Source organism: Noviherbaspirillum denitrificans (genome assembly GCF_002211445.1).
Classification (GTDB): domain Bacteria; phylum Pseudomonadota; class Gammaproteobacteria; order Burkholderiales; family Burkholderiaceae_D; genus Noviherbaspirillum; species Noviherbaspirillum denitrificans.
In genome coordinates this window covers 219210-241592 of record NZ_LSTO01000002.1, presented here as the reverse complement: position 1 = coordinate 241592, position 22383 = coordinate 219210, and the positions used below count along the sequence as shown (strand labels likewise).

Genomic DNA, 22383 nt, shown 5'->3' with positions numbered 1-22383 from the left:
TTATGACCAGTATCGTCGCCCGCATGCTGACGACCTTGCGTGGATTCGTGTTCAGCGCGACGGTCGGCGTCGCCGCAGTGGTGTTCCTCGGCGCCACCCTGGCGTCTTCGCTGCTCTACGAAAAACTGCTGGAAGAACGCAACCTGGAATCCTCGGGCGAAATCGCCCGCCAGAACATCGATACGATCGTCGGCGCATTACGTAGCGGCATCAGCCGCCAACAGCTGGAGGAGGTCATCGCCGCGAGCACCACGACCTTTTCTTCCACGGTCGACAGCATCGATGTCTACCGTACGCAGGGTGTCGAAGCGCGTTACGGCCGGTTGCAACAGGAGCTACCCGAGCACGCGCGCCAGGCCATGGCCAGCGGCACCCCGGTAACCGTGAGAACCGGGACCCACGTCGCGTACGCGCAGCCGGTGCTGGCCGACGCGGAATGCCTGCGCTGCCACACCAACGCAAAGGCCGGCGAGGTGCTGGGCGTGACCGCAGTCACCCACAAGCTGCAGACGGTGCGGTCCACGGTGCGTATCTATTACGTCGCGCTTTTCCTCGCGCTTGCACTCGTGGTGCTGCTGGCGGCGCTGGCGCTGACAAGCTTCGCCGCGCGACGCCTCAAGCGCTCGATGGACCTGTTCCGCGGCAAGGTGGAGTCCTTCAGCACCATCAAGGACTTCGACCGCTTCGACATGCACAAGGTCGACTTCGGCTTCGAGGAATTCAACCAGGCCTTCGACAACGTGACCCTGCTGGTCGACAAGATCAAGCGGGTCGCGGTGGACAAGGGTGTGCTGGAATTCGAGATCCGGCTGCTGGAAAAATTCATCATCACGTCCAACGTCGTGCGCGACTGGCGCGAGTTCATCAAGAACCTGCTGCTGGAAATCAATCCCATCATCGACGCGTATGCGCTGGTGACCATCTTCCGCGTGGAAGAAGAAGCCTACGAATGCGAAGTGTTCTGGCGCAATCCCCCGCAGGAAAAGACCAAGCGCCTGTTCGAAAAGATCCTGCGCCGCCAGCTCGATGACACGCCTTTCTTCCACGGCGCCCGCCTGCTGCCGATCGCGCACAACATCGCCGACGAGACAGGCCTCCTGCCCGAGCTGAGCCCGCGCGACATCGAAGTGCAGACCAAGACCCTGCTGCTGGAAACGCCGAAGATCGGCGGCATCGTCGGCATCGGCGTGCAGTCGATGATGGCCGAGGACAACATCCGCAACATGGTGATCGGCAGCATCCTGACCACGCTGCTCAACCTGGTCGGCTCGGTCAAGGCGATCTACAAGTACACCAAGGACCTCGAGCACTACGCCACGCGCGATCCGCTGACCGACCTGTACAACCAGCGCATGTTCTGGGAATTGCTGGGCTATGAAATCGGACGCTCGAAGCGGCACAGCCAGACCTTCGCGGTGATGATGCTCGACCTGGACAACTTCAAGACCATCAACGACCGCTTCGGCCACCACTTCGGCGACTCCTTCCTGCAGGAGTTCGCGAAGGTGCTGCACGAGTCGGTGCGCAACGGCGACATGATCGCGCGCTACGGCGGCGACGAATTCTGCATCATCCTGCCGGAAGCCAGCGAGACGCAGGCGCACATGGTGGCGCAGCGCATCGCCGAGTCGCTGGACCATTTCTGGATCGACACGCCGGACGGCAACCGCATCAAGGCCACCACCTCGATCGGCATCGCGATGAGCCCGACGCACGGCGATAATCCGAAGGACCTGTTCCTGGTGGCCGACAACATGATGTACAAGGCCAAGGCCGCCGGCAAGAACGCGATCGCCATGCCGAGCGAGGACGAGATGGCCGAAGTCTTCCGCAAGGCGGGCGAGAAGGCGATCATGATCCAGGCCGCGCTTGACCAGCAGCGCATCGTTCCCTACTTCCAGCCGATCTGCAATGCGCACACCGGCGAGATCGTGATCCACGAGCTGCTCATGCGCATCCAGCTCGACGATGAAGTCGTCACCGCCAACGACTTCATCGAGGAAGCCGAGAACATGGGCATCGCCCACAAGATGGATTACCAGCTGATCGAAAAGGCGTTCGCCGAAATCAGCAAGCAGGATTACAAGGGCATGCTGTTCGTGAACCTGTCGCCCAAGGCGCTGATCGTCGGCGAGTTCGCGTCGCATGTCAGCCGCATCGCCGGCGAGTACGGCATCGCGCCGTCGCGCATCGTGTTCGAGATCACCGAGCGCGAGACGGTACGCAACCTCACGCTGCTGGAAAAGTTCGTGCTCGACGCCAAGGTGCAGGGATTCAGCTTCGCGGTCGACGACTTCGGTTCGGGTTACTCGTCCTTCCAGTACATCAAGTGCTTCCCGGTGGACTACATCAAGATCGAGGGCGAATTCATCCGCAACATGCTGCACGACGACACCTACCTCGCCTTCATCAAGAGTATCGTGACGCTGGCCAAGGAGCTGAAGATCAAGACCGTGGCCGAATTCGTCGAGGATGCGGACATCCTCAAGGCAGTCAGCGCGCTGGGCATCGACTATGCGCAGGGCTACCACATCAGCCGCCCGTCGGCGACGATGCACGTACCGCAGGAAGCCCCCCGCCAACTGGCGATTTGACAGGCGGCAAGCCAGCTTTGTGGCACAGGGGTAATATGGTTGTTTTCACAACCATTCCCCGCCGATACAAGCCGCAATGGACCTGTCGCCGATTCCGGTTGTCCTGCCTCCCGCCGCCGCGCTCGGCGTGCCGGATGCCGACGGCTATCCGCAGTTCGGCCGTTTCGCCGGGACGGCGGGCCAGATCGACTGGTCCGCGCTGCGGCCTCCCTATGCGCGCAATGCATTCTGGCGCCGCCTGCACCACAAGCGCTGGCATTACATCGCGCTGAGCACGGAGCACATCTTCTGCGGCATCGCCATCGTCGACGTCGGCTGGACCAATACCGCCTTCGCCTATGCCTTCGACCGCCGCCGGCGCGCCATCGTCGCCTCCATGTCGCAGGACGGCATCCCCGGGCTGACCGCGCATGTCCCGCATGCGCCGCACGGCACCAGCCATTTCCGCTTCCCCGGCAAGCGTATCATCTGCCATGCCGCGGATGGCGGCCGCAGCCATGTGCTGGAACTGCGCTGCGGCGATTTCGAGATCGACGCCACTTTCAATGCTGGCAGCGCGCCGCCCTTGCTGGCAGTGGGCCCGATCGACGGCGGCTCAGTGCATGCCACGCAGAAGTCGCCCGGCATGCTGCTCGGCGGCGAAGTGCGGGTCAGGCAAGACAACTACGACCTGAACGGCGGCGTGGCCAGCGTCGATTATTCCAACGGCCTGCTGGCGCGCGATACCGAGTGGCGCTGGGCCTCGGCGCACAGCCTGGATATCGGCTTCAACCTGCAGGCGGGTTATTTCGGCGCCCATGAGAATGTGCTGTGGATCGACGGCCGCCTGGTGCCGCTCGGCCCCGCCGTCTTCGACTACGACCGCGCTGATCCTATGGCGCCGTGGCATATCCGCACTGAAGACGGATTGCTCGACCTCCATTTCGAGCCCGAAGGCATGCGCCATGAAGACAAGAACCTGCTGGTGGCGGTGTCGCGCTATGTGCAGCCGATCGGCAGTTTCCACGGCTGGGTAAAGGCCGCTCCCGATGCGCCGCAGCGGGAAATCCGGCGCTTGGCCGGGGTTACGGAGGACCATTTTTCGCGATGGTAATCCGTTTGCGGTAAGCGCCGCCAAGGACGATAATAGGGCAAACGGGTTTTGCGGTTTAGTAGCATTTCGGAAAGGAATGACCGATGCCATACAGTACCGAAGCCATCCGTACCATTGCCCTCGTCGGGCACACCTCCAGCGGCAAGACCAGCCTGGCCGAAGCGCTCCTGCACGGGGCGGGCATGATCGGCACGCCTGGCAGCCTCGAACGCGGCACCACCACCTGCGACTATGACCCGCTGGAACGCAAGTACCAGCACTCGCTCAACTCCGCAGTCATCCACATCGACCATCGCGACACCTGCGTCCACCTGCTCGACACGCCCGGCTATCCGGACTTCATCGGCCAGGCGATCAGCGCCCTCTCCGCGGTGGAAACGGCGGCGGTCGTCATCAATGCGCAGAACGGCATCGAGATGATTACCAGCCGCATGATGGATTGGGCGAAGCAGCGCAACATGTGCCGCATGATCGTCGTCAACAAGATCGATGCCGAGCATACCGACCTGCCGGCGCTGGTCACGCGCATCCAGGAGACCTTCGGCAAGGAGTGCCTCCCCATCAACCTGCCTGCGGCAGGCGGCACGCAAGTCGTCGATTGCTTCTTCAATCCGGCCGGCGAGTCGGATTTTTCATCTATAGAGGCCGCGCACCGCGCGCTGGTCGACCAGGTGGTCGAAGTGGATGCCGACCTGATGTCGCTTTACCTCGAACAGGGCGAAATCGAACCGGAGCAATTGCATGCGCCCTTCGAGCAGGCCTTGCGCGAAGGCCATCTCGTGCCCATCTGTTTCGTCTCGGCCAAGAACGGCGCCGGCATCAAGGAATTGCTCGACGTCTTCGTCAAGCTGATGCCGAATCCCACGGAAGGCAATCCGCCGCTGTTCTACCGCGACGACGACAGCGCGCCCGACAGGAAGAAGGAAATCCGTTCCGTGCCCGATCCGTCGCAGCATGTGCTGGCGCATGTGTTCAAGATCGCGGTCGATCCCTTCATCGGCAAGATCGCCGTCTTCCGCATCCACCAGGGAACGGTGAAGCGCGACGGCTTGCTCTACATCGGTGACGGCCGGAAGCCGTTCAAGGTGACGCACCTGTACATGCTGCAGGGGAAGGAGCAGGTGGAAGTGCAGCAGGCAGTCCCGGGTGATATCTGCGCGGTCGCGAAGATCGAGGACATGGTGTACGACGCCGTGCTGCATGATGCGGCCGAAGACGACCACATCCACTTGCGCCCCTCCGTCTTCCCGACGCCAATCTTCGGCCTTGCCATCGAGCCCAAGAAGCGCGGCGATGAGCAGCGCATGTGGGAAATCCTGCAGAAGCTGACGGCGGAAGATCCCTGCCTGAAGGTCGAACACAATGCGAGCACCAATGAAACCGTGCTGCTCGGCCTGGGTGAACTGCACCTGCGTTCCGCTCTGGAACGCATGATGGAGGTGTACAAGATCGACGTCGCGACGCATCCGCCGAAGATCGCCTATCGCGAGACGGTCGCCGGCCGCGCCGAGGGCCATCACCGGCACAAGAAGCAGACCGGCGGCGCCGGCCAGTTCGGCGAAGTATTCCTCCGCGTCGAGACGCTGCCGCGCGGTTCTGGGTTCGAATTCGTCGATGAGGTCAAGGGCGGCACGATTCCCGGGCAGTTCATTCCGGCGGTGGAAAAAGGCATCCGCCAGGTGCTCGACGCCGGGCCGCTGGCGGGCTTCCCGATGCAGGACGTGAAGGTGATCGTGTACGACGGCAAGAGCCATCCCGTCGACTCGAAGGAAGTCGCGTTTGCCACGGCCGGACGGAAGGCCTTCATCGACGCGGTGATGAAGGCGCGGCCGATGGTGCTGGAGCCGATCGTCAACATCGAGATTGTCACACCCGAGGAATGCATGGGCGACATCACCGGAGACCTCTCTTCGCGGCGCGGGCAGATCAACGGGATGCAGACGGTGCAGGCTTCGGTGGTGGTGGTGTCGGGGCAGGTGCCGCTGTCGGAGCTGAACAGCTATCAGTCACGGCTTAACTCGACTACGGCGGGTCGGGGGAGTTATACCGTGGAGTTCAGTCATTACGATATTGTGCCGCCGGCTACTCAGCAGAGGATGGTGAGTGAGCATAAGGTGGAGGTGGAGGAGTAAGCGGGTTTTCTTCGGTGACCCGATTCGGTTGGGTCTCCGTGGAGACTAGCCGGGACTGGCCCCGGCGGGCCAATCACTTTTCTTGTCTCGCCAAGAAAAGTAATCAAAAGAAAGCGACCCCGGTTCCGCCGCCCCTTCGGGGTTCCCAAAAGAGCGGGCGCAAAATCGGGAAGGGCAGAAACTCGCCTTCGGCTCAGACAGTCTGCCCTTCTTTTTCCGATTTTCCGCCCGCTCTTTTGGCGTCGGCACAGGGGAACTTCTTTAACCCCATCCCCACCCCAACCCTCCCCTTGAAGGGGAGGGAGCAAAGCGCTTCTCCGGACTATGCCAAGGCAGCTGTGATTCCCTCCCCTTCAAGGGGAGGGCCAGGGTGGGGATGGGTTTTGCACTTTCCCCTGTGCGCAGCCGAAAAACTGCAGCGGAAAGCGGATAAAGAAGCGCGGACTGTCTGAGCCGAAGGCGAGTTTCCGCGCTTCCCGCTTTCCGATGCAGTTTTTCGGGTACCCCGAAGGGGCTGCGCGCCGGGGTCGCCTTTCTTTGCTTACTTTCTTTGGCGAAGCAAAGAAAGTAAGTGGCCCGCCGGGGCCAGTCCCGGCCAGCATCCACGGAGAACCCAACGCATTGGGTCACCGAAGAAAAACCAAATCAGCCCCCCGTCTTCACCGCCCAAATCGCCGGCAAATTCCTCCAATACCCATAAGCATCCATCCCATACCCCACAACAAACTTGTTAGGCAGGGTCAGCCCGATGTAATCAGCACAGCAGGGTTTGGCCTTGCCAATATCCTTATCCGCAAACACCGCAATCACCACTTCCTTCGCCCCCATCTGCAGCAACCGCTCCTTCACATGCGCGAGCGTCTCGCCTTCATCGAGGATATCGTCCAGCACGATCACCGTGCGGCCTTCGACGTTGGAACGGGGAATCACCTTCCATTCGATGGTGCCGCCCTGGTCCTTGCTGCCGTAGCGCGTCACATGCATGTAATCGAACTCGAGCGCAAAGGTGAGGCGGGTCAGCAGTTGGCCGCAGAATACGACCGCGCCGCCCATCACACCCAGCACCAGCGGGAAGGCTTCGCTGTCGTCGGCATCGAAGCGCTGGTTGAGCTCTTGTGCCACCTTGTCCACGGCTTTCTGCACGGCGTCGGCGTCGAACACCAGTTCGGCATCCTTCATGAGCTCGCGAGCCTTCGTGCGGTGGAATTCGGAATCGATATACGTCATGGTACGGACCTCGTGAAGGGTGGAACAGGGGGATACATCATCCTAACAAAGCGCGCCATGATATGTCCTGCAACTCAATGCGGCAAGCCCCGGGAAATCCTCCCGCTGTCGTTTCCCCGCACACAATGTTCCGCATCAAGGAAGGCGATTCCAAGGTTATCAAAACGGCATGCGCAATGGGGAATCTTTCCGTGGCAGTGCGTTCGAATGCATATTGATAAACAGGAAATCCGACATGAAAACCACCCTGAAGCAGCACCAGGTCACCACCAAGGGACACGAGCGCGGACATTTGACGCCACGCATGCCGCACGAGCGCGACGAATCGGACGAGAGCCAGGAAAGCGGACCGCGGGAAGACATGATGCAGGCCTACAAGGACCTGCAGGAGGGACAGGTCGATACCGACCTGCGCAACACCAGCGGTGTCGATGAAGTGGTCAACGACCGTCCGGGCACGTCCCCGGACAAGGTCGTCAAGAAAGACTTTTAACTTACTTGTAGATGCCGCAGCCGACCAGCATGTCGTCGACCTTTTCCACATAAGTGGACTTCGCCTCGATCGCCTTGGTGGCCGGGTGCGGCCACTTGTAATCGATCCAGCCCTTGCCCTTGCCCTTGGCGACATCGACGAATTCCTTCACGAACAGCTTGCCGTCCGCGTCCTTCAGGTCGAGCAGGTTCTTGTCCAGCAGCTTCGGGTTGGTGCCGTGCGCCAGCGTCTTGCCGTTGAGGTCGAACACGAAGATGTACAGGTCGCGGTCCTTGAACTGCCCGTTCGGATTGTTGAATTCGGCAAAGGCCTTTTCCTTGCCGTTGGCCTTCAGGTAGGCGATTGCCTTCTTGGTCAGCGCAGTGGCTTCTTCCGCCGAGCCCCTTTCTGCGGCCAGCGCGCCGTGGCTGAACAGGAGCGCTGACAAGCCGAGGAGCAGCGTCGAGAGGAACTTCTTCATTGTGTCTTCCTTTTGGTTGAAAAAAGTGGGGCCGCGCGCCGCCATGCGGCGCGGATGATTCTTCCGTGGAATGCCCGCGTTTCGCCTACTCGTACTTGCGGGCGTCTTCGATCACCTTGCCGTCGTTCGGCAGCGAGCCGCGGCCGACGAGCTTCACTTCGCCGCGCAGCTTGGTGATGTCGCGGATCGTCTCGACGACCGAATCCGCCATGACCGTTGCCGGATCGTCCACCTCGCAATGCAGCGTCATCACGTCGTTGGCCATCTCGCCGGTCACGACGAGGCGCGCCTTGGCGATCTGCGGATAGCGCTTGACCACCTCCGCCACCTGCGACGGATGCACGAACATGGCGCGCACCTTGGTGGTCTGGTCGGCGCGGCCCATCCATCCCTTGATGCGGGTGTTGGTGCGGCCGCAGGGAGAAACGCCCTGCAGCACGGCCGACATGTCGCCGGTGCCGAATCGCACCAGCGGGTAGTCGGGGTTGAAGGAGGTGATGACGACTTCGCCCACTTCGCCATCCGCCACCGGATCGCCGGTGCCGGGACGCACGATCTCGAGGATCAGGTCTTCGTCGAGAACCATGCCGGGATTCACCTGGCCATCGGTCTGCGTTTCATACGCGATGTTGCCGATGTCGGCCGAGCCATACATCTGCAGCACGTTCGGCACGCCGTTGTCCTGTAGCCATTTGCGCAGCGAAGGCGGCAGCGCTTCGGCGCCGACCACGGCGCGCTGCACACTGCTGATGTCCGCACCCATTTCGCGCGCCTTCTCGATGATGATCTTGAGGAAGGACGGCGTGCCGATGTAGGCATCCGGCTTCAGCTCCGCCATCGATTGCACCTGCATCTCGGTCTGGCCGATACCCGCGGGGATCACCGGGCAGCCGAGTTTCGCGGCGCCGCCTTCCGCCATGAAGGCAGCGGGTGTGAAGTGGTAGGAGAAGCAGTTCTGGATGATGTGCCCCTTGCGCAGGCCGACCGCGGCCATCGGTCGCGCGAAACGCCACCAGTCTTCACCTGTGCCTTCCGGATCGAAGATCGGGCCGGGCGACATGAACAGGTGGCGCAACTGGCGCGCCGGTGTGCTCGTCAAACCGCCAAAGGGCGCATCCGCATGCTGCAGGTCTTTCAGGTCCGACTTGCGCGTGACCGGCAATTGCGCGAGGGCGGCGCGCGACGTGATGTCGGATGCGTTCACGCCCTTGAGGATGCGTGCCCAGCCGGGTGCGGCCTGGGCGCGTGCGATCAGGGCCGGCAGGCTTGCCATCAGGTCGCGTTCACGCTGCGCGGGGTCGCGGGTTTCCAGGGAGTCGAGATAGTCGGTCATGATGGGATGCCTATGCGTGTTGTGCGAGCAATGCGCGCTGCGTGCGCTTGGGGAGTTTGGAAAAAATCAGGTCGCGTGCCCGGCCCAGGACTTCCCGGGCCATGGCGTCGCTCATCGCCTGCGGCGCCATCGCAATCCACTTCGCGCGCGCCAGGTAAGGCGCGGGACGGATGCCGGGCTGGCCGGTATAGGACAGGAATACGTCGTCATCGACTTTGCACCACAGGTCGGTCGGCTTGTCTTTTTCGTCAAGGATGAACAGCGCGAACATCTTGCGCGACACCATGAACGCCAGCGTATTGCTCCACTTGCGCTCCCACTCCACGTGCGGAAGCGTCTTGCAATGGGCAACGAGCTTTGCGTAATTCATCTCTCATGCAGGATGCGTCATGCGCACCCGTCGGATCACGCCAGCCAGCGCTTGCGGCGGCGATAGAACTTCATGTCGCGGAAGCTCTTGCGTCCCGCGCCCGACACGCCGAGATAGAATTCCTTCACGTCTTCATTCGTCGCCAGGTCGGATGCGGCGCCTTCCATCACGACGCGGCCGTTCTCCAGGATGTAGCCGAAGTCCGCATAGCGCAGCGCGACCATGGTGTTCTGCTCGGCCACCAGGAAGGACACGTTTTCCTTGCTGTTGAGATCCTTCACGATCTCGAAAATCTCTTCCACGATCTGCGGTGCGAGACCCATCGACGGTTCGTCCAGCAGGATCATCGAGGGCTTGGCCATCAGCGAGCGGCCGATCGCGCACATCTGCTGTTCACCGCCGGAGGTGTAGCCGGCCTGCGAGGTGCGGCGCTGCTTCAGGCGCGGGAAATAGTGGTACACCATCTCCAGCTGGTCCTTCAGCTCCGTGCGCGACAACTTGCGCGTATAGGCGCCGGTCAGCAGGTTTTCCTCGATGGTGAGGTGGCCGAAGCAGTGGCGGCCTTCCATCACCTGCGACAGGCCGCGCTTGACCAGTTCGTTCGGCGTCAGCTGGTCCACCCGCTCGCCCTTGAATTCGACGCTGCCCTTGGTGACGTCGCCGCGCTCGCCGCGCAGCAGCGTGGAGATCGACTTCATGGTGGTCGACTTGCCCGCGCCGTTCGCGCCCAGCAGCGCCACGATCTTGCCCTGCGGGACCTGCAGCGATACGCCCTTCAGCACCAGGATCACGTGGTCGTAGATCACTTCGATGTTGTTGACGGAGAGGTAAGGCTGTCCATTCGCCGCGGGTGCGGCCTGCGCTACGGTTTGCGTTGTCATGGTGTCTCTTCTCGAATCGGGTTCAGCTTGTTGTGCATCTCGTACATCTCACGCAAGGGCTCATGGTGGCGAGCCCTCGCGTGAGACCGCTCCCGGATGGGGAGCGGCCCCCGCACTCGTCTGCTTAGCTCGCGCAGGCCGGGGTGATCTTCTTCTCGGCGGCGTACTTGGCCGAGGATTCGTCAATCAGCTTCTTGGTCAGCGCCTTGTCGCCGGTGACCCAGTTCGGGGTGATCGGCACCCACTTCGTGCCGTTCCACTGCTGCACCTTCACGGCGCCCGAACCTTCATGGTCTTCACAGGAAGTCTTGACCGGCGGGAACATGCCGAGCACGCCGAGCGCCTTCTGGCGTGCTTCGTCGACGTTCAGGTTTTCCATGCCCCAGCGAATCTGCTCGCCGGTCATGACCTTGCCCTTGCCGAACTTTTCCTGCGCCTTGCGGATCGCTTCGGTCCACAGGATCGCGGCGGTCACGCCACGCATGTGGTACACGGAACCGACGCGGGTCTTGTCGTCGAGGTTGCCCTTGCCGGCGTCATAGACCTTCTTGCGGATATCGTCGAGCACCGGGTAGTTGCCCGGGGTGTTGAAGGTCATCGTGGTGTAACCCTTGGCGGCGTCGCCTGCCGGGATCACGTCCTCCTCCGAACCTGCCCACCACACGCCGAGGATCTTTTCGCGCGGGAAGCCGTTACGCTGCGCAGTCTTGATAGCCACGGCGTTCATCACGCCCCAGCCCCACAGGATCACGTAGTCCGGCTTGGCCTGGCGGATCTGCAGCCACTGCGACTGCTGCTCGTTGCCCGGGTGGGCGACGGGAATCTTGATCAGCTCGAAGCCGTACTGCGCTGCCTGCGCGTCGAGAACCGGGATCGGCTCCTTGCCGAAGGCGGAGTCGTGGTAGAGGTGGACGATCTTCTTGCCCTTGAGCTTGTCCATGCCGCCTTCCTTGCTGCCCAGGTAGGCGGTCATCGCGGCAGCCTGGTTCCAGTAGGAGGTAATCAGCGGGAAGACGTACGGGAAGACCTTGCCGTTGGCGGCATCGGAGCGGCCATAGCCGAGGGTGGTCATCGGGATCTTGTCCTGCGCCACGCGGTCCAGGATGCCGTAGGCGATGCCGGTGGAGAGCGGCTCGACCAGGCCGGCGCCGCCGTTCTTCGACTTCAGGCGCTCATAGCACTCGACGCCGCGCGATGCGTTGTATTCGGTTTCGCACTCTTCCCACTTGAGCTTGACGCCGTTGATGCCGCCGTTGGCGTTGATCAGGTTGAAGTAGTCGATCGATCCGCCGAAGAAGCCGGATCCGCCTGCGGCATAGGGGCCGACGCGATAGGACAGGATGGGAATGTATTGCTCCTGGGCGACGGCAACGCCGACGGTCCCAGCCAGCGCTGCGCCAAGCAGGACTGATTTGATCAACTTCATGTGCTCCTCCTAATTTGTGACGTCAATGACAACTAGTTGTGGGTGCTGCAGTGCTTCAATGCGGAAATGGCCATAACCGCAGTTTTTCCTTCGCGATCTGCCACAGGCGGGCCAGGCCGTGCGGCTCGACGATCAGGAAGAAAATGATGAGGGCGCCGAACACCATCAGTTCGAGGTTCGACGCAACCGAAGTGGGGAGCCCAAAGGTGTGGGCAATAATGTTCAGCATGATCGGCAACAGCACGATGAAGGCTGCGCCGAAGAAGGAACCGATGATGGTGCCCACGCCGCCGATGATGATCATGAACAGGATGCGGAAGGACAGGTCGAGGCTGTAGGCTTCCGGCTCCACGGTGCCGAGGTAGGCATACGCATAGAGCGCGCCGGCGACGCCGCAATAGAACGAGCTCACCGCGAACGCGAGCAGCTTGGTGCGCATCAGGCGGAAGCCGATCACCTCGGCCGCCACGTCCATGTCGCGCACGGCCATCCAGGAGCGGCCGACATTGCTGCGCACCATGTTCTTCACCATGAGGGCCATCACGCAAACAATGGACAAGGTCAGCAGGTACTTGCTGCCCGGCGTGTTGAACTCATAGCCGAGGATGGTGATCTGCTGCGCGGTGATCACGCCGGAGGAGCTGTAGTTGGTGAACCAGCCGATCTTGGTCAGGCACCACACCACGAAGAACTGGGTCGCCAGCGTTGCGGCAGCGAGGTAGAAGCCGCGGATGCGCAGCGAGGGCAGGCCGAACGCGACGCCAACCATTGCCGCGCACAAGCCGCCGAGGGCAAACGCCACCAGGATCGGGATACCGGGGATGCGCAGCACGAAGTTGTATGAAGCAAATGCCCCGACCGCCATGAACGCCGCGGTACCGAGCGAGAGCTGGCCTGCGTAACCGGTCAGGATATTCAGGCCGAGCGCGGCGAGCGAGAAGATCAGGAACGGGATCAGGATCGCCGAGAACGTGTACGGCGACGCAAACAGCGGCACGACGATGAAGGCGAACGCCAGCAGTGCGTAGATGCCGAGACGGTCTTGCCGGATCGGGAAGATCTGGTTGTCGGCCTGGTAGGTGGGTTTGAATTGACCTGCTTCGCGGTAGAACATATGTAGCCTCTGTATTCTCTGATGTTCTCCCTCCCCTTGAAGGGGAAGGAGTAAGCCAAAGTTAAATCCTTCGAATGATCTTCTCGCCAAACAGCCCTTCCGGACGCACCAGCAGGAACAGCAGCGCCAGGATGTACGGGAACCAGCCTTCGATACCGCCGCCCACCATCGGACCGATGTACACCTCGGCCAGTTTTTCCGAAGCGCCGATGATCAGGCCGCCGAGGATCGCGCCCGGCACCGAAGTAAAGCCGCCGAGGATCAGCACCGGCAATGCCTTCAACGCCACGAAGGTCAGCGCGAACTGCACGCCGTTACGCGCGCCCCACAGCAAGCCCGCCACCAGCGCCACGAAACCCGCCACTGCCCAGACGATGCCCCAGATCTGTTGCAGCGGAATGCCGACGGCCAGCGCGGCCTGGTGGTCATCCGCCACGGCGCGCAGCGCGCGGCCGATCTTGGTCTTGGAGAAGAACAGTGCGAGGCAAGTCACGAGGATGGCGCAGATGCCTGCCGCGGTGACGTCGAATTGCGAAATCGAGATGTTGAAGTTGTCCAGCAGGTACATGATCGGCACGTCTTCGATGCCGATGTCGAGGCGGCGCACTTCCGCGCCCCAGATCAGCTGCGCCAGGCCTTCGACGAAGAAGGTCAGGCCGATGGTGGCCATGAACAGCGTGATTTCATGCTGCGCAACCAGCGGGCGGAGCACGATGCGTTCGGTCGCGAGGCCGAGCAGCACCATCGCGCCCATGGTCAGCGGGATCGCGACCCACAGCGGCACGCCGAACTTGTCGATCAGGCCGACGCAGGTGAGCGCGGCGAAGAACACCATCGCGCCCTGCGCAAAGTTGAAGACGCCGGAGGCCTTGTAGATCAGCACGAAGCCGAGCGCCACCAGCGCGTACATGACGCCGGCGAGCAGGCCGCCGATCAAAACTTCGAAGAAGAAACTGAGTTCCATGTTTGATTCACCCTCTGTCAGGTTCCCTCCCCTTCAAGGGGGGAGGGTTAGGGTGGGGATGGGTTTCTGTTCTTTATGTATTGGGGAAACCCATCCCCCTCCCGACCTCCCCCTTGAAGGAGGAGGAGTGTCTGTTAGTGCGCCACGCCCAGGTAGGCGTTGATCACATCCTGATTGCTCCGTACCTCGTCCGGCGTGCCATCCCCGATCTTCTTGCCGTAATCCAGCACGACGACGCGATCGGAAATGTCCATCACCACGCCCATGTCGTGCTCGATCAGTACGATGGTGGTGCCGAACTGGTCGTTGACGTCGAGGATGAAGCGGCACATGTCCTGCTTCTCTTCCACGTTCATGCCGGCCATCGGTTCGTCGAGCAGCAGGATTTCCGGTTCGGCGGCGAGGGCGCGGCCGAGTTCGACGCGCTTCTGCAGGCCGTACGGGAGGCGGCTGACGGGGGTCTTGCGGATGTGCTGGATCTCGAGGAAGTCGATGATCTCTTCCACCTTCCTGCGGTGCGCGATCTCTTCCTTCTGCGCCGGGCCCCAGTAGAGCGCCTGCAGCAGGAAGTTGGTCTGCATCTTCAGGTTGCGGCCGGTCATGATGTTGTCCAGCACGGACATGCCCTTGAACAGCGCGATGTTCTGGAAGGTGCGGGCGATGCCGCTCTTGGCCGCGGCGTAGGTGTCCATGTCCTTGCGATGCTTGCCGCGGTACATGATGTCACCCAGCTGCGGGCGGTACACGCCGTTGATCACGTTTAGCATGGAGCTCTTGCCGGCGCCGTTGGGGCCGATGATCGCGCGGATCTCGTGCTCGCGCACGTTGAAGGAAATGTCGGTGAGCGCCTTGACGCCGCCGAAGGACAGCGAAATGTTCTGGAGGTCCAGGATCACGTCGCCGATTTTGCGATTCTCGTTCATGTCAGGCGGCCTTCTTCAGTGCGTCATAGGTCTTCACATCCACGATGCGCAGGTCGGCGGACACCAAGCCCTTGCGGCCATCCTCGAACTTCACCTGCGTCTCGATGTATTGCGACATCTTTCCGGTGTACAGGGCATCGATCAGCACCTTGTACTTGTCGGCGACGAAGCGGCGGCGCACCTTGCGGGTACGGGTCAGCTCGTCGTCGTCCGGATCGAGTTCCTTGTGCAGCACCAGGAAGCGATGGATCTGCGTGCCCGACATCATCGCCTCTGTGGCGAGGTCGGCGTTGACCTTTTCCACGCACTCGGCGATCAGTTCATAGGTTTCGCGCTTGGCCGCCAGGTCGGTGTAGCCGGCGTACGCAATGCCGCGGCGTTCCGCCCAGTTGCCGACGGCTTCCATGTCGATGTTGATGAAGGCGCACACCATGTCGCGCTCGTGGCCGAAGGCGACCGCTTCCTTGATGAAGGGGAAGAACTTCAGCTTGTTCTCGATGTAGTTCGGCGCGAACATCTCGCCGCTGGTCATCTTGCCCACGTCGGCCGCGCGGTCGATGATCTTCAGGTGACCTTCCTCGTCGAAGATGCCGGCGTCGCCGGTATGGAAGTAGCCGTTGCTGTCGATGACTTCGGCCGTCGCATCCGGACGCTTGTAGTATTCCTTGAGCATCGCCTCGGACTTGACCAATACTTCGCCATTGTCGGCCAGCTTGACCTCGACGCCCGGCGCCGGCAGGCCGACGCTGTCGAACTTGATGTTGCCGTCTGGTTGCAGGCAGACATACGCGCAGGTCTCGGTGGAGCCGTAGAGCTGCTTGAGGTTGACGCCGATCGAGCGGTAGAAGCGGAACAGGTCCGGGCCGATCGCCGCACCTGCGGTATAGGCGACGCGCACGCGGGTCAGGCCGAGCACGTTCTTCAGCGGACCGTAGACAAGGATGTTGCCCAGCGCGTAGCTGAGGCGGTCCATGAAGCCGACCGGCTTGCCGTCGAGGATGTCGGAACCGACGCGGCGCGCGACATCCATGTAGTGGTGGAACATCTTGCGCTTGAGTGCGCTCGCGTCTTCCATGCGGATCATCACGGTGGTCAGCATGTTCTCGAACACGCGCGGCGGCGCGAAGTAGTAGCTCGGGCCGATCTCGCGCATGTCGGTCATCACGGTGTCGCCCGACTCGGGGCAGTTCACGGTGAAGCCCGCCACCATCTGCTGTGCGAAGGAGAACAGGTGGTCGCCCACCCACGCCATTGGCAGGTAGGACAGGATGTCGTCGTCGGCATGCAGCTTGTCGAAGCCTACGCCGCCCTCGGCCGCAGCCATGAAAGAGCCGTGCGTCTGGCAAACACCCTTGGGCTTGCCGGTGGTGCCGGAGGTGTACAGCATGACGGCGGTGTCATTCGTCTTGCCGGCGTTGACTTCCTTCATGAAGAAGTCCGGGTTCGACTGGTCGAACGCGCGTCCGAGCTCCTGCACCTTTTCGAAGGATGCGAGTTCCTTCTGCTTGTAGTGGCGCATGCCGCGCGGGTCGTCGTAGATGATGTGCGAGATGCGGTTCAGGCCCTGCTTGATCTCGAACAGCTTGTCGACCTGCTCCTGGTCTTCAACGATGGCGAAGTCGATCTCCGCATCGTCGAGCACATAGGCCATGTCGGCGGCCGGCGCATCCTGGTACAGGGGAACCGCGACGCCGCCGAGGCATTGCGCGGCGGCCATCGACCAGTACAGGCGCGGCCGGTTGTCGCCGATGATCGCCAGGTTCATGCCGCGCTTGAAGCCCATGGCCGCAAGACCGCAGGCAAGCGCGCGCACTTCTTCAGCGACGTCTTTCCAGTTCCATGTTTGCCAGATGCCGAGGTCCTTCTCGCGGAAGGCGGGCTTGCCGGGGCGTTGTTGCGCGTGCTGCAGGAGCAAGCGGGGGAACGTGCGTTCACCCTTGTTTGTCGTCTCTACCATCATCCCACTCTCTTTAACAGGTCTAACCGTCTTGTAGGGACCGGAGCGCCTGCGTGGGCGTGCAAGCCTTCGTGCTTCGGGGTATCCCCGGCACAGATAAGGGCTTACAATGTCTCCGTTATTGTTAGTCAGGATACTAGACAGTTGTACTCGCGTGCGCTGTCATCTGACTGACAATCCCCCATAAATATAAAATTTCGTTGGTGCGCCGCACAATGACGTCCGAGAAGCCCGAATTCAAAGAGGTACTGCGCCACACAATCTGGGCAAGCGACCTGACCCCGGAACAGCTGGCGCGCGTGGAAGCCGACACCGTCGAACAGTTTGTCCCGAAGGGCGGCTATGTCTGCCGCAAGGGCGAGATGGTCGATGCCTGGATCGGTGTCATCGACGGCCTCGTCAAGATGAACAACCTCTCCCCCGAGGGAAAATCGGTGACCTTCACCGGTGTGCCGAAAGGCGGCTGGTTCGGCGAAGGCACGCTGCTCAAGCAGGAAACGCGCAAGTACGACGTCGTGGCATTGCGCGACACCCGCATCGCGCGCATGCCTGCCAAGACCTTCATGTGGCTGCTGGATAATAGCTTGCCGTTTACGCGCTTCCTCTTGATGCAGCTCAACGAAAGACTGGGCCAGTTCATCGGCATGGTGGAGTTCGACCGCCTGCTGGATGTGGACACGCGCGTCGCGCGCTGCCTGGCCGCGCTGTTCAATTCCCATCTCTATCCCGGCACCGATCCCCTGCTGCAGATTTCGCAGGAAGAAATCGGCTACCTGTCCGGCGCTTCGCGCCAGCGGGCGAACCAGGCGCTGCAGGTGCTGGAAAAGGAAGGCTTGCTGAAGGTCGATTACGGCGGCATACAGATCCTGGACCTCGACGGCCTGCGGCGTTTCCGCATGTGACGCCGTCGCGCCGGAGCGCAGGCAACGGGATCAATCGACAAAGAAGAAAGGGATGACCATGCTTACGCAGGAAGCGCTGCGCGCGTTCTGGACCGGGCCGGTTCTGGAGAGCAATGTCATTGTTTTCCTCACCCTGACCGGCGCCCTGCTGCTCGGGTTCCTGGTCGGCTACGAACGTTTCTATCACGGGCGCGCGGCCGGCATGCGCACCTATGGCCTGGTCTGCATGGCCTCGGCAGCACTGGTCGTCATCGCCGGCTATCCGCATGAATGGTACGGCGGCCAGGTCGCCGTCAGCAACGGCGCCGATCCCACCCGCATCATCCAGGGCATCGTCACCGGCATCGGCTTCCTCGGCGCCGGCGTGATCATGAAGGAAGGCTTCAACATCAGCGGGCTGACGACCGCGGCGTCCATCTGGGCGGCGTCGGTGACCGGCATCCTGGTCGGTGTCGGTTTTTACCTCGCCGCCATCCTGCTGGCCATCATGTCCGCGGTGTGCATGGTGTCCGTCGCCAAGTTTTCCCGGCGGCTGCCATCCCGTCCCGCGATCGCCATTTCTCTATCGTTCAAGCCGGGCCATATGCCGGACGAGAAGGTGGTGCAAGAGCGCATGCTGAAGAACGGCTACGAACTGGCCGGCGGCTCGATCGTGGTCGGACTGCACGAAGGAAAGATGGAATGGCAGTTCGTCGCAGTGGCCTTCAATCGCACCAGCGGCACGCGCATCAGCGCGCTGTCACGCGATCTGGTGGAGTTGGAAGGCGTGGACAGTTTCCAATTGTCGCACGCTCGAAACTAACTCGACGGCCCCGCGCTCGCCCTTTCCGCCTGTGTCCCCGGGTTGGCATTCATCCGCCAGGAAAACGCCTCGACCATCTTTTCGTTGAATGCGGGAATGTCCTCTGGCTTGCGGCTGGTCACGAGGTTCCTGTCCACCACCACTTCCTCGTCGACCCAGTTGGCGCCGGCGCTGCGGAGATCGTCCTGGATCGACGGCCAGCTGGTCAGCGTGCGGCCCTGCGCCAGGCCGGCAGAGGCGAGCAGCCACGAGCCGTGGCAGATGGCGGCAATCGGCTTGCCTTCTTCATCCATGTGCCGCACGAAATCCTGCGCGGCCGATACGCCGCGAATGCGGTCGCCGTTTTCCTTGCCGCCCGGAAGGAGCACCGCATCGAAATCCATGGGATCGGCTTCATCGAAAGTGGCATCGACATTGAAGTCATCGCCGGGCGCGCCGTGATGCACGCCCTTCACCTTTCCGCGCGCGCCGGAGATGATCTTGACGATGGCGCCGTTCTGTTCGAGCGCGCTGCGCGGTTCGGTGAATTCGACCTGTTCGAAGCCGTCGGTCAGGAGGACGGCCACATGCAGGCCGGGCAGAGTCTGGTTGTCCATAACTTTCCTTTCTCAGATGCGCATTTCGACTTTGGCGCGATGGCTTAAGTTCTGACGCCTTTTCCTTGCCGCAGATGAGGAACGGTAATATCGCGCCCATGTCCAATGCCTGAAAAATCGGCATCGGCAACCAGGAACCCGGCGAATGCATGGACCAGAAAGCGTCATCATGAATGCCCCCGATAGCGGCGTACCGGTCCTGACCGGCCTTCCGGCTGATGTCATGCCGCTGGTGCCGCTGCGTTACCTCGTGCTGTTTCCGGGCATGATCGCGCCCATCAGCCTCGGCCGCGCCTGCTCCATTGCCGCCGCGCAGGAAGCGATGCGCAGCGAGCGCCAGGTCGGCCTGCTGCTGCAGCACGACGCCGAGGTGGAGGCGCCGGAACCCGGGCAGCTGTACCGCACCGGCACTGTTGCCACCGTGCTGCGCTACATCAGCGGCCAGGATGGCACCAACTACCTGGTTTGCCAGGGTGAACGCCGCTTCCGCATACTCGAGTTCGTCGACGGCTACCCTTTCCATGCAGCGCGGGTGCAACAGATTGACGATGCCGAGGAACAATCGCCGGAGATCCAGGCGCGCTTCATCCAGCTCAAGGAAAAGACGGCGGAAATCATCGGCCTGCTGCCACAGGCGCCGGCCGAACTGGCGAGCGCCGCCGACAACATCGCATCGGCTGCCGCGCTGGCCGACTTCGTCGCCGGTTTCATCGACCTGCCGCTGCCGCAGAAACAGGATCTGCTCGAAACCATCGACCTCCACAGCCGCATCGACAAGCTGCTCGACCACCTCGTGCGGCGCATCGCCGTCCTGCGCCTGTCGCAGGAGATCAACGAACAGACGCAGGAACGCATCGACGACCGCCAGCGCGAATTCCTGCTGCGCGAGCAGATCAAGACCATCCGTCACGAACTCGGCGAGGCCGAGGGCGGCAACAGCGATGTGCGTGAGATCGAGGACGCAATCGCCCGCTCCGGCATGCCGGAAGAGATCGAGAATCATGTGCGCAAGGAACTGCAGCGGCTGGAGCGCATGCAGGAAGCGTCGGCCGAGTATGCGATGCAGTGCACCTACCTCGAATGGATGAGCGAGCTGCCATGGGCGACGATGACGGAAGAGCGCATCGACATTGCCGCGGCGCGCCGTATTCTCGATGAAGACCATTTCGGGCTGGGCAAGGTCAAGCGCCGCATCCTTGAAACGCTCGCGGTGCGCAAGCTGAACCCGCAGGGCAAGAGCCCCATCCTCTGCTTCGTCGGTCCGCCGGGCGTCGGCAAGACGTCACTCGGCCAGAGCATCGCGCGCGCCACCGGCCGCAAGTTCGCGCGCGTCAGCCTCGGCGGCGTGCACGACGAAGCGGAAATCCGCGGCCATCGCCGCACCTATGTCGGCGCCATGCCGGGCAACATCATCCAGGCGATCCGCAAGGCGGGCACGCGCAACTGCGTGCTGATGCTGGACGAGATTGACAAGCTGGGCGCGGGCGTGCACGGCGATCCCGCCGCCGCGCTGCTGGAGGTGCTGGATCCGGAGCAGAACGCAAGCTTCCGCGACAATTACCTCGGCCAGTCCTTCGACCTGTCGAAGGTGATGTTCATCGGCACCGCCAACGTGCTCGACACCATTCCCGCTGCGCTGCAGGACCGCATGGAAGTGCTGCACCTGCCCGGCTACACCGAAGAGGAAAAGCTGGAGATTGCACGCCGCTTCCTGGTGGCTCGGCAGCGCGATGCCGACGGCATCGCCGCGTCGCAGTGCGAACTAGGCGAGGATGCGCTGCTTGCGCTGATCCGCGGTTACACCCGCGAAGCGGGCGTGCGCAACCTCGAGCGCGAGATCGGCAATGTATTCCGGCATGCGGCGATGCGCATCGCGGAAGGCTGGACGCAGCCCTTGCGCATCGGCGAAGGCGCGCTCGCGGAAATCCTTGGCCCGCGGAAATTCGAAAGCGAGACCGCGCTGCGCACCAGCCTGCCCGGCGTAGCGACCGGAATGGCGTGGACGCCGTCCGGCGGCGACATCCTGTTCATCGAGGCAAGCCGCACGCCCGGCAGCGGCAAGCTCATTCTTACCGGGCAACTCGGCGACGTGATGAAGGAAAGCGCGCAAGCGGCGCTGACGCTGCTCAAGGCGCACTGCGAAGAACTCTGCGTCAATGCAGATGTCTTCGACAGGAATGACATCCACGTGCACGTGCCGGCGGGTGCCATGCCCAAGGACGGGCCCAGCGCCGGCGTGGCAATGTATGTCGCGCTGACCTCGCTGGTGCGTGGAAGGCCGGTGCGCAACGACTGCGCGATGACCGGCGAGATCAGCTTGCGCGGACTGGTGCTCCCGGTCGGCGGCGTCAGGGAAAAGGTGTTGGCCGGACTGCGGGCCGGCGTCGGCGTGGTGATGCTTCCCGCACGCAATCGCAAGGAACTCGACGACATTCCCGAAGAGGCACGCAAGGCGCTGCGTTTCGTGTGGCTGGAAACAGTCGACGATGCGCTGCGAGAAGCCATCTGCAACCCGACAATCGGAGGTAAGGAATGAGCAAGGAACTGGACAGGGTGCGTACGAGCGTCAGCGACGCGCTTGCCGAACCGCGTGCCGGCACACCATGGAAAGCGCCGCAGGGATTCTTTACCTTTCGCTATTCCTCGACCGAAATCTTTTCGGAAGGCGGCAACCTGCACGTGAGGATGCGCGAAACCCGCTACGAGGACGGACGGTTGAAGTCCGAAGAATGCGAGGGCACCGTCGACCGCCAGGCGTACAACCGGATGATGGGCGAGGCGCAGGCTTACTTCCTCGGCCAGCTTGCCGGCTTTACGCGCATGTTGTTCGCACCGCTGCTGTCCTCTTCGCGCGACAGGCAGCGCGACGAGTAACAATTGCCTCTTCCCATCACTGCGTGAACCGATAGAATGTCCGTAAAGAAACGGTTACCGCGAAGGGAGGGGATGCATGGAAAAGAACCGGACGAAGCTGGCCCGGCGTTCGACGCTGCGCCTGCTCGCAGCGGGTGCGCTCGGCGCCGGCGGCATGATGGGGCTGTTGCAGGCGGCGCTGGCTGCGAAGCACACCGGCATGAAGAACGGCGTGCACAGCATCAAGGGGACGGTCACCATCG

General features: G+C 62.3%; 19 protein-coding genes. 8 read left to right on the top strand and 11 right to left on the bottom strand.

What is annotated here, in order from left to right:
- The first annotated feature begins 2 nt into the window (after positions 1 to 2).
- The 3 genes from AYR66_RS24625 (at position 3) to fusA (ending at position 5819) form a co-directional block, all read left to right on the top strand.
- The gene (locus AYR66_RS24625; protein ID WP_088710190.1) at positions 3 to 2594 is read left to right on the top strand and encodes a putative bifunctional diguanylate cyclase/phosphodiesterase; all 2592 of its coding nucleotides are present in this window, start codon (positions 3 to 5) and stop codon (positions 2592 to 2594) included.
- Positions 2595 to 2670: 76 nt separating this feature from the next.
- On the top strand, positions 2671 to 3687 hold the full coding sequence (locus AYR66_RS24620) for a DUF2804 domain-containing protein (protein WP_088710189.1): 1017 nt from the start codon (positions 2671 to 2673) through the stop codon (positions 3685 to 3687).
- An 83-nt stretch (positions 3688 to 3770) separates the two neighbouring features.
- On the top strand, positions 3771 to 5819 hold the full coding sequence (gene fusA / locus AYR66_RS24615; RefSeq protein WP_088710188.1) for an elongation factor G: 2049 nt from the start codon (positions 3771 to 3773) through the stop codon (positions 5817 to 5819).
- Between the two features lie 645 nt (positions 5820 to 6464).
- On the opposite strand, the gene AYR66_RS24610 is transcribed toward fusA, so the two are convergent.
- On the bottom strand, positions 6465 to 7046 hold the full coding sequence (locus tag AYR66_RS24610; RefSeq protein ID WP_088710187.1) for a hypoxanthine-guanine phosphoribosyltransferase: 582 nt from the start codon (positions 7044 to 7046) through the stop codon (positions 6465 to 6467).
- 235 nt (positions 7047 to 7281) lie between these two features.
- Between AYR66_RS24610 and AYR66_RS24605 the strand changes: the two genes are divergently transcribed.
- Positions 7282 to 7539, top strand: a complete 258-nt coding sequence (locus AYR66_RS24605) for a hypothetical protein (protein ID WP_234815080.1) — start codon at positions 7282 to 7284, stop codon at positions 7537 to 7539.
- A 1-nt stretch (position 7540) separates the two neighbouring features.
- Here AYR66_RS24605 and AYR66_RS24600 read toward each other — a convergent pair whose 3' ends face one another.
- The 9 genes from AYR66_RS24600 to AYR66_RS24560 form a co-directional block, all read right to left on the bottom strand.
- The gene (locus AYR66_RS24600) at positions 7541 to 7999 is read right to left on the bottom strand and encodes a cache domain-containing protein (RefSeq protein WP_088710259.1); all 459 of its coding nucleotides are present in this window, start codon (positions 7997 to 7999) and stop codon (positions 7541 to 7543) included.
- Between the two features lie 85 nt (positions 8000 to 8084).
- The gene (locus tag AYR66_RS24595) at positions 8085 to 9332 is read right to left on the bottom strand and encodes a phenylacetate--CoA ligase family protein (RefSeq protein ID WP_088710186.1); all 1248 of its coding nucleotides are present in this window, start codon (positions 9330 to 9332) and stop codon (positions 8085 to 8087) included.
- Between the two features lie 10 nt (positions 9333 to 9342).
- Positions 9343 to 9702, bottom strand: a complete 360-nt coding sequence (locus AYR66_RS24590; protein ID WP_088710185.1) for an MmcQ/YjbR family DNA-binding protein — start codon at positions 9700 to 9702, stop codon at positions 9343 to 9345.
- 35 nt (positions 9703 to 9737) lie between these two features.
- A complete protein-coding gene (locus AYR66_RS24585; RefSeq protein ID WP_088710184.1) occupies positions 9738 to 10583 on the bottom strand; it encodes an ABC transporter ATP-binding protein in 846 nt (281 codons plus the stop codon).
- A 124-nt stretch (positions 10584 to 10707) separates the two neighbouring features.
- A complete protein-coding gene (locus tag AYR66_RS24580) occupies positions 10708 to 12009 on the bottom strand; it encodes an ABC transporter substrate-binding protein (RefSeq protein ID WP_088710183.1) in 1302 nt (433 codons plus the stop codon).
- Positions 12010 to 12064: 55 nt separating this feature from the next.
- Positions 12065 to 13123: a branched-chain amino acid ABC transporter permease gene (locus AYR66_RS24575; protein ID WP_088710182.1), complete on the bottom strand. Its 1059-nt coding sequence runs from the start codon at positions 13121 to 13123 to the stop codon at positions 12065 to 12067.
- A 61-nt stretch (positions 13124 to 13184) separates the two neighbouring features.
- Positions 13185 to 14087, bottom strand: a complete 903-nt coding sequence (locus AYR66_RS24570; RefSeq protein ID WP_088710181.1) for a branched-chain amino acid ABC transporter permease — start codon at positions 14085 to 14087, stop codon at positions 13185 to 13187.
- A 134-nt stretch (positions 14088 to 14221) separates the two neighbouring features.
- The gene (locus tag AYR66_RS24565; RefSeq protein ID WP_088710180.1) at positions 14222 to 15010 is read right to left on the bottom strand and encodes an ABC transporter ATP-binding protein; all 789 of its coding nucleotides are present in this window, start codon (positions 15008 to 15010) and stop codon (positions 14222 to 14224) included.
- A 1-nt stretch (position 15011) separates the two neighbouring features.
- Positions 15012 to 16967 (bottom strand): AMP-dependent synthetase/ligase, encoded by a 1956-nt coding sequence (locus tag AYR66_RS24560; RefSeq protein WP_088710258.1) that lies wholly within the window; start codon positions 16965 to 16967, stop codon positions 15012 to 15014.
- Positions 16968 to 17182: 215 nt separating this feature from the next.
- Between AYR66_RS24560 and AYR66_RS24555 the strand changes: the two genes are divergently transcribed.
- On the top strand, positions 17183 to 17869 hold the full coding sequence (locus tag AYR66_RS24555) for a Crp/Fnr family transcriptional regulator (protein ID WP_088710179.1): 687 nt from the start codon (positions 17183 to 17185) through the stop codon (positions 17867 to 17869).
- A 58-nt stretch (positions 17870 to 17927) separates the two neighbouring features.
- On the top strand, positions 17928 to 18671 hold the full coding sequence (locus AYR66_RS24550) for an MgtC/SapB family protein (protein ID WP_088710257.1): 744 nt from the start codon (positions 17928 to 17930) through the stop codon (positions 18669 to 18671).
- On the opposite strand, the gene AYR66_RS24545 is transcribed toward AYR66_RS24550, so the two are convergent.
- Positions 18668 to 19267: a type 1 glutamine amidotransferase domain-containing protein gene (locus AYR66_RS24545; protein ID WP_088710178.1), complete on the bottom strand. Its 600-nt coding sequence runs from the start codon at positions 19265 to 19267 to the stop codon at positions 18668 to 18670. The genes AYR66_RS24550 and AYR66_RS24545 overlap by 4 nt on opposite strands.
- Before the next feature lie 169 nt (positions 19268 to 19436).
- Here AYR66_RS24545 and lon point away from each other — a divergent pair, with 169 nt between their 5' ends.
- Entirely contained in the window at positions 19437 to 21803 is a 2367-nt protein-coding gene (gene lon / locus AYR66_RS24540) for an endopeptidase La (RefSeq protein WP_088710256.1), read from the top strand.
- Positions 21800 to 22141 carry a hypothetical protein gene (locus AYR66_RS24535; protein WP_088710177.1) on the top strand — a complete coding sequence of 114 codons (342 nt, stop codon included), beginning with the start codon at positions 21800 to 21802 and terminating at the stop codon, positions 22139 to 22141. Before lon ends, AYR66_RS24535 begins: the two co-directional genes overlap by 4 nt.
- Positions 22142 to 22383: the final 242 nt, after the last annotated feature.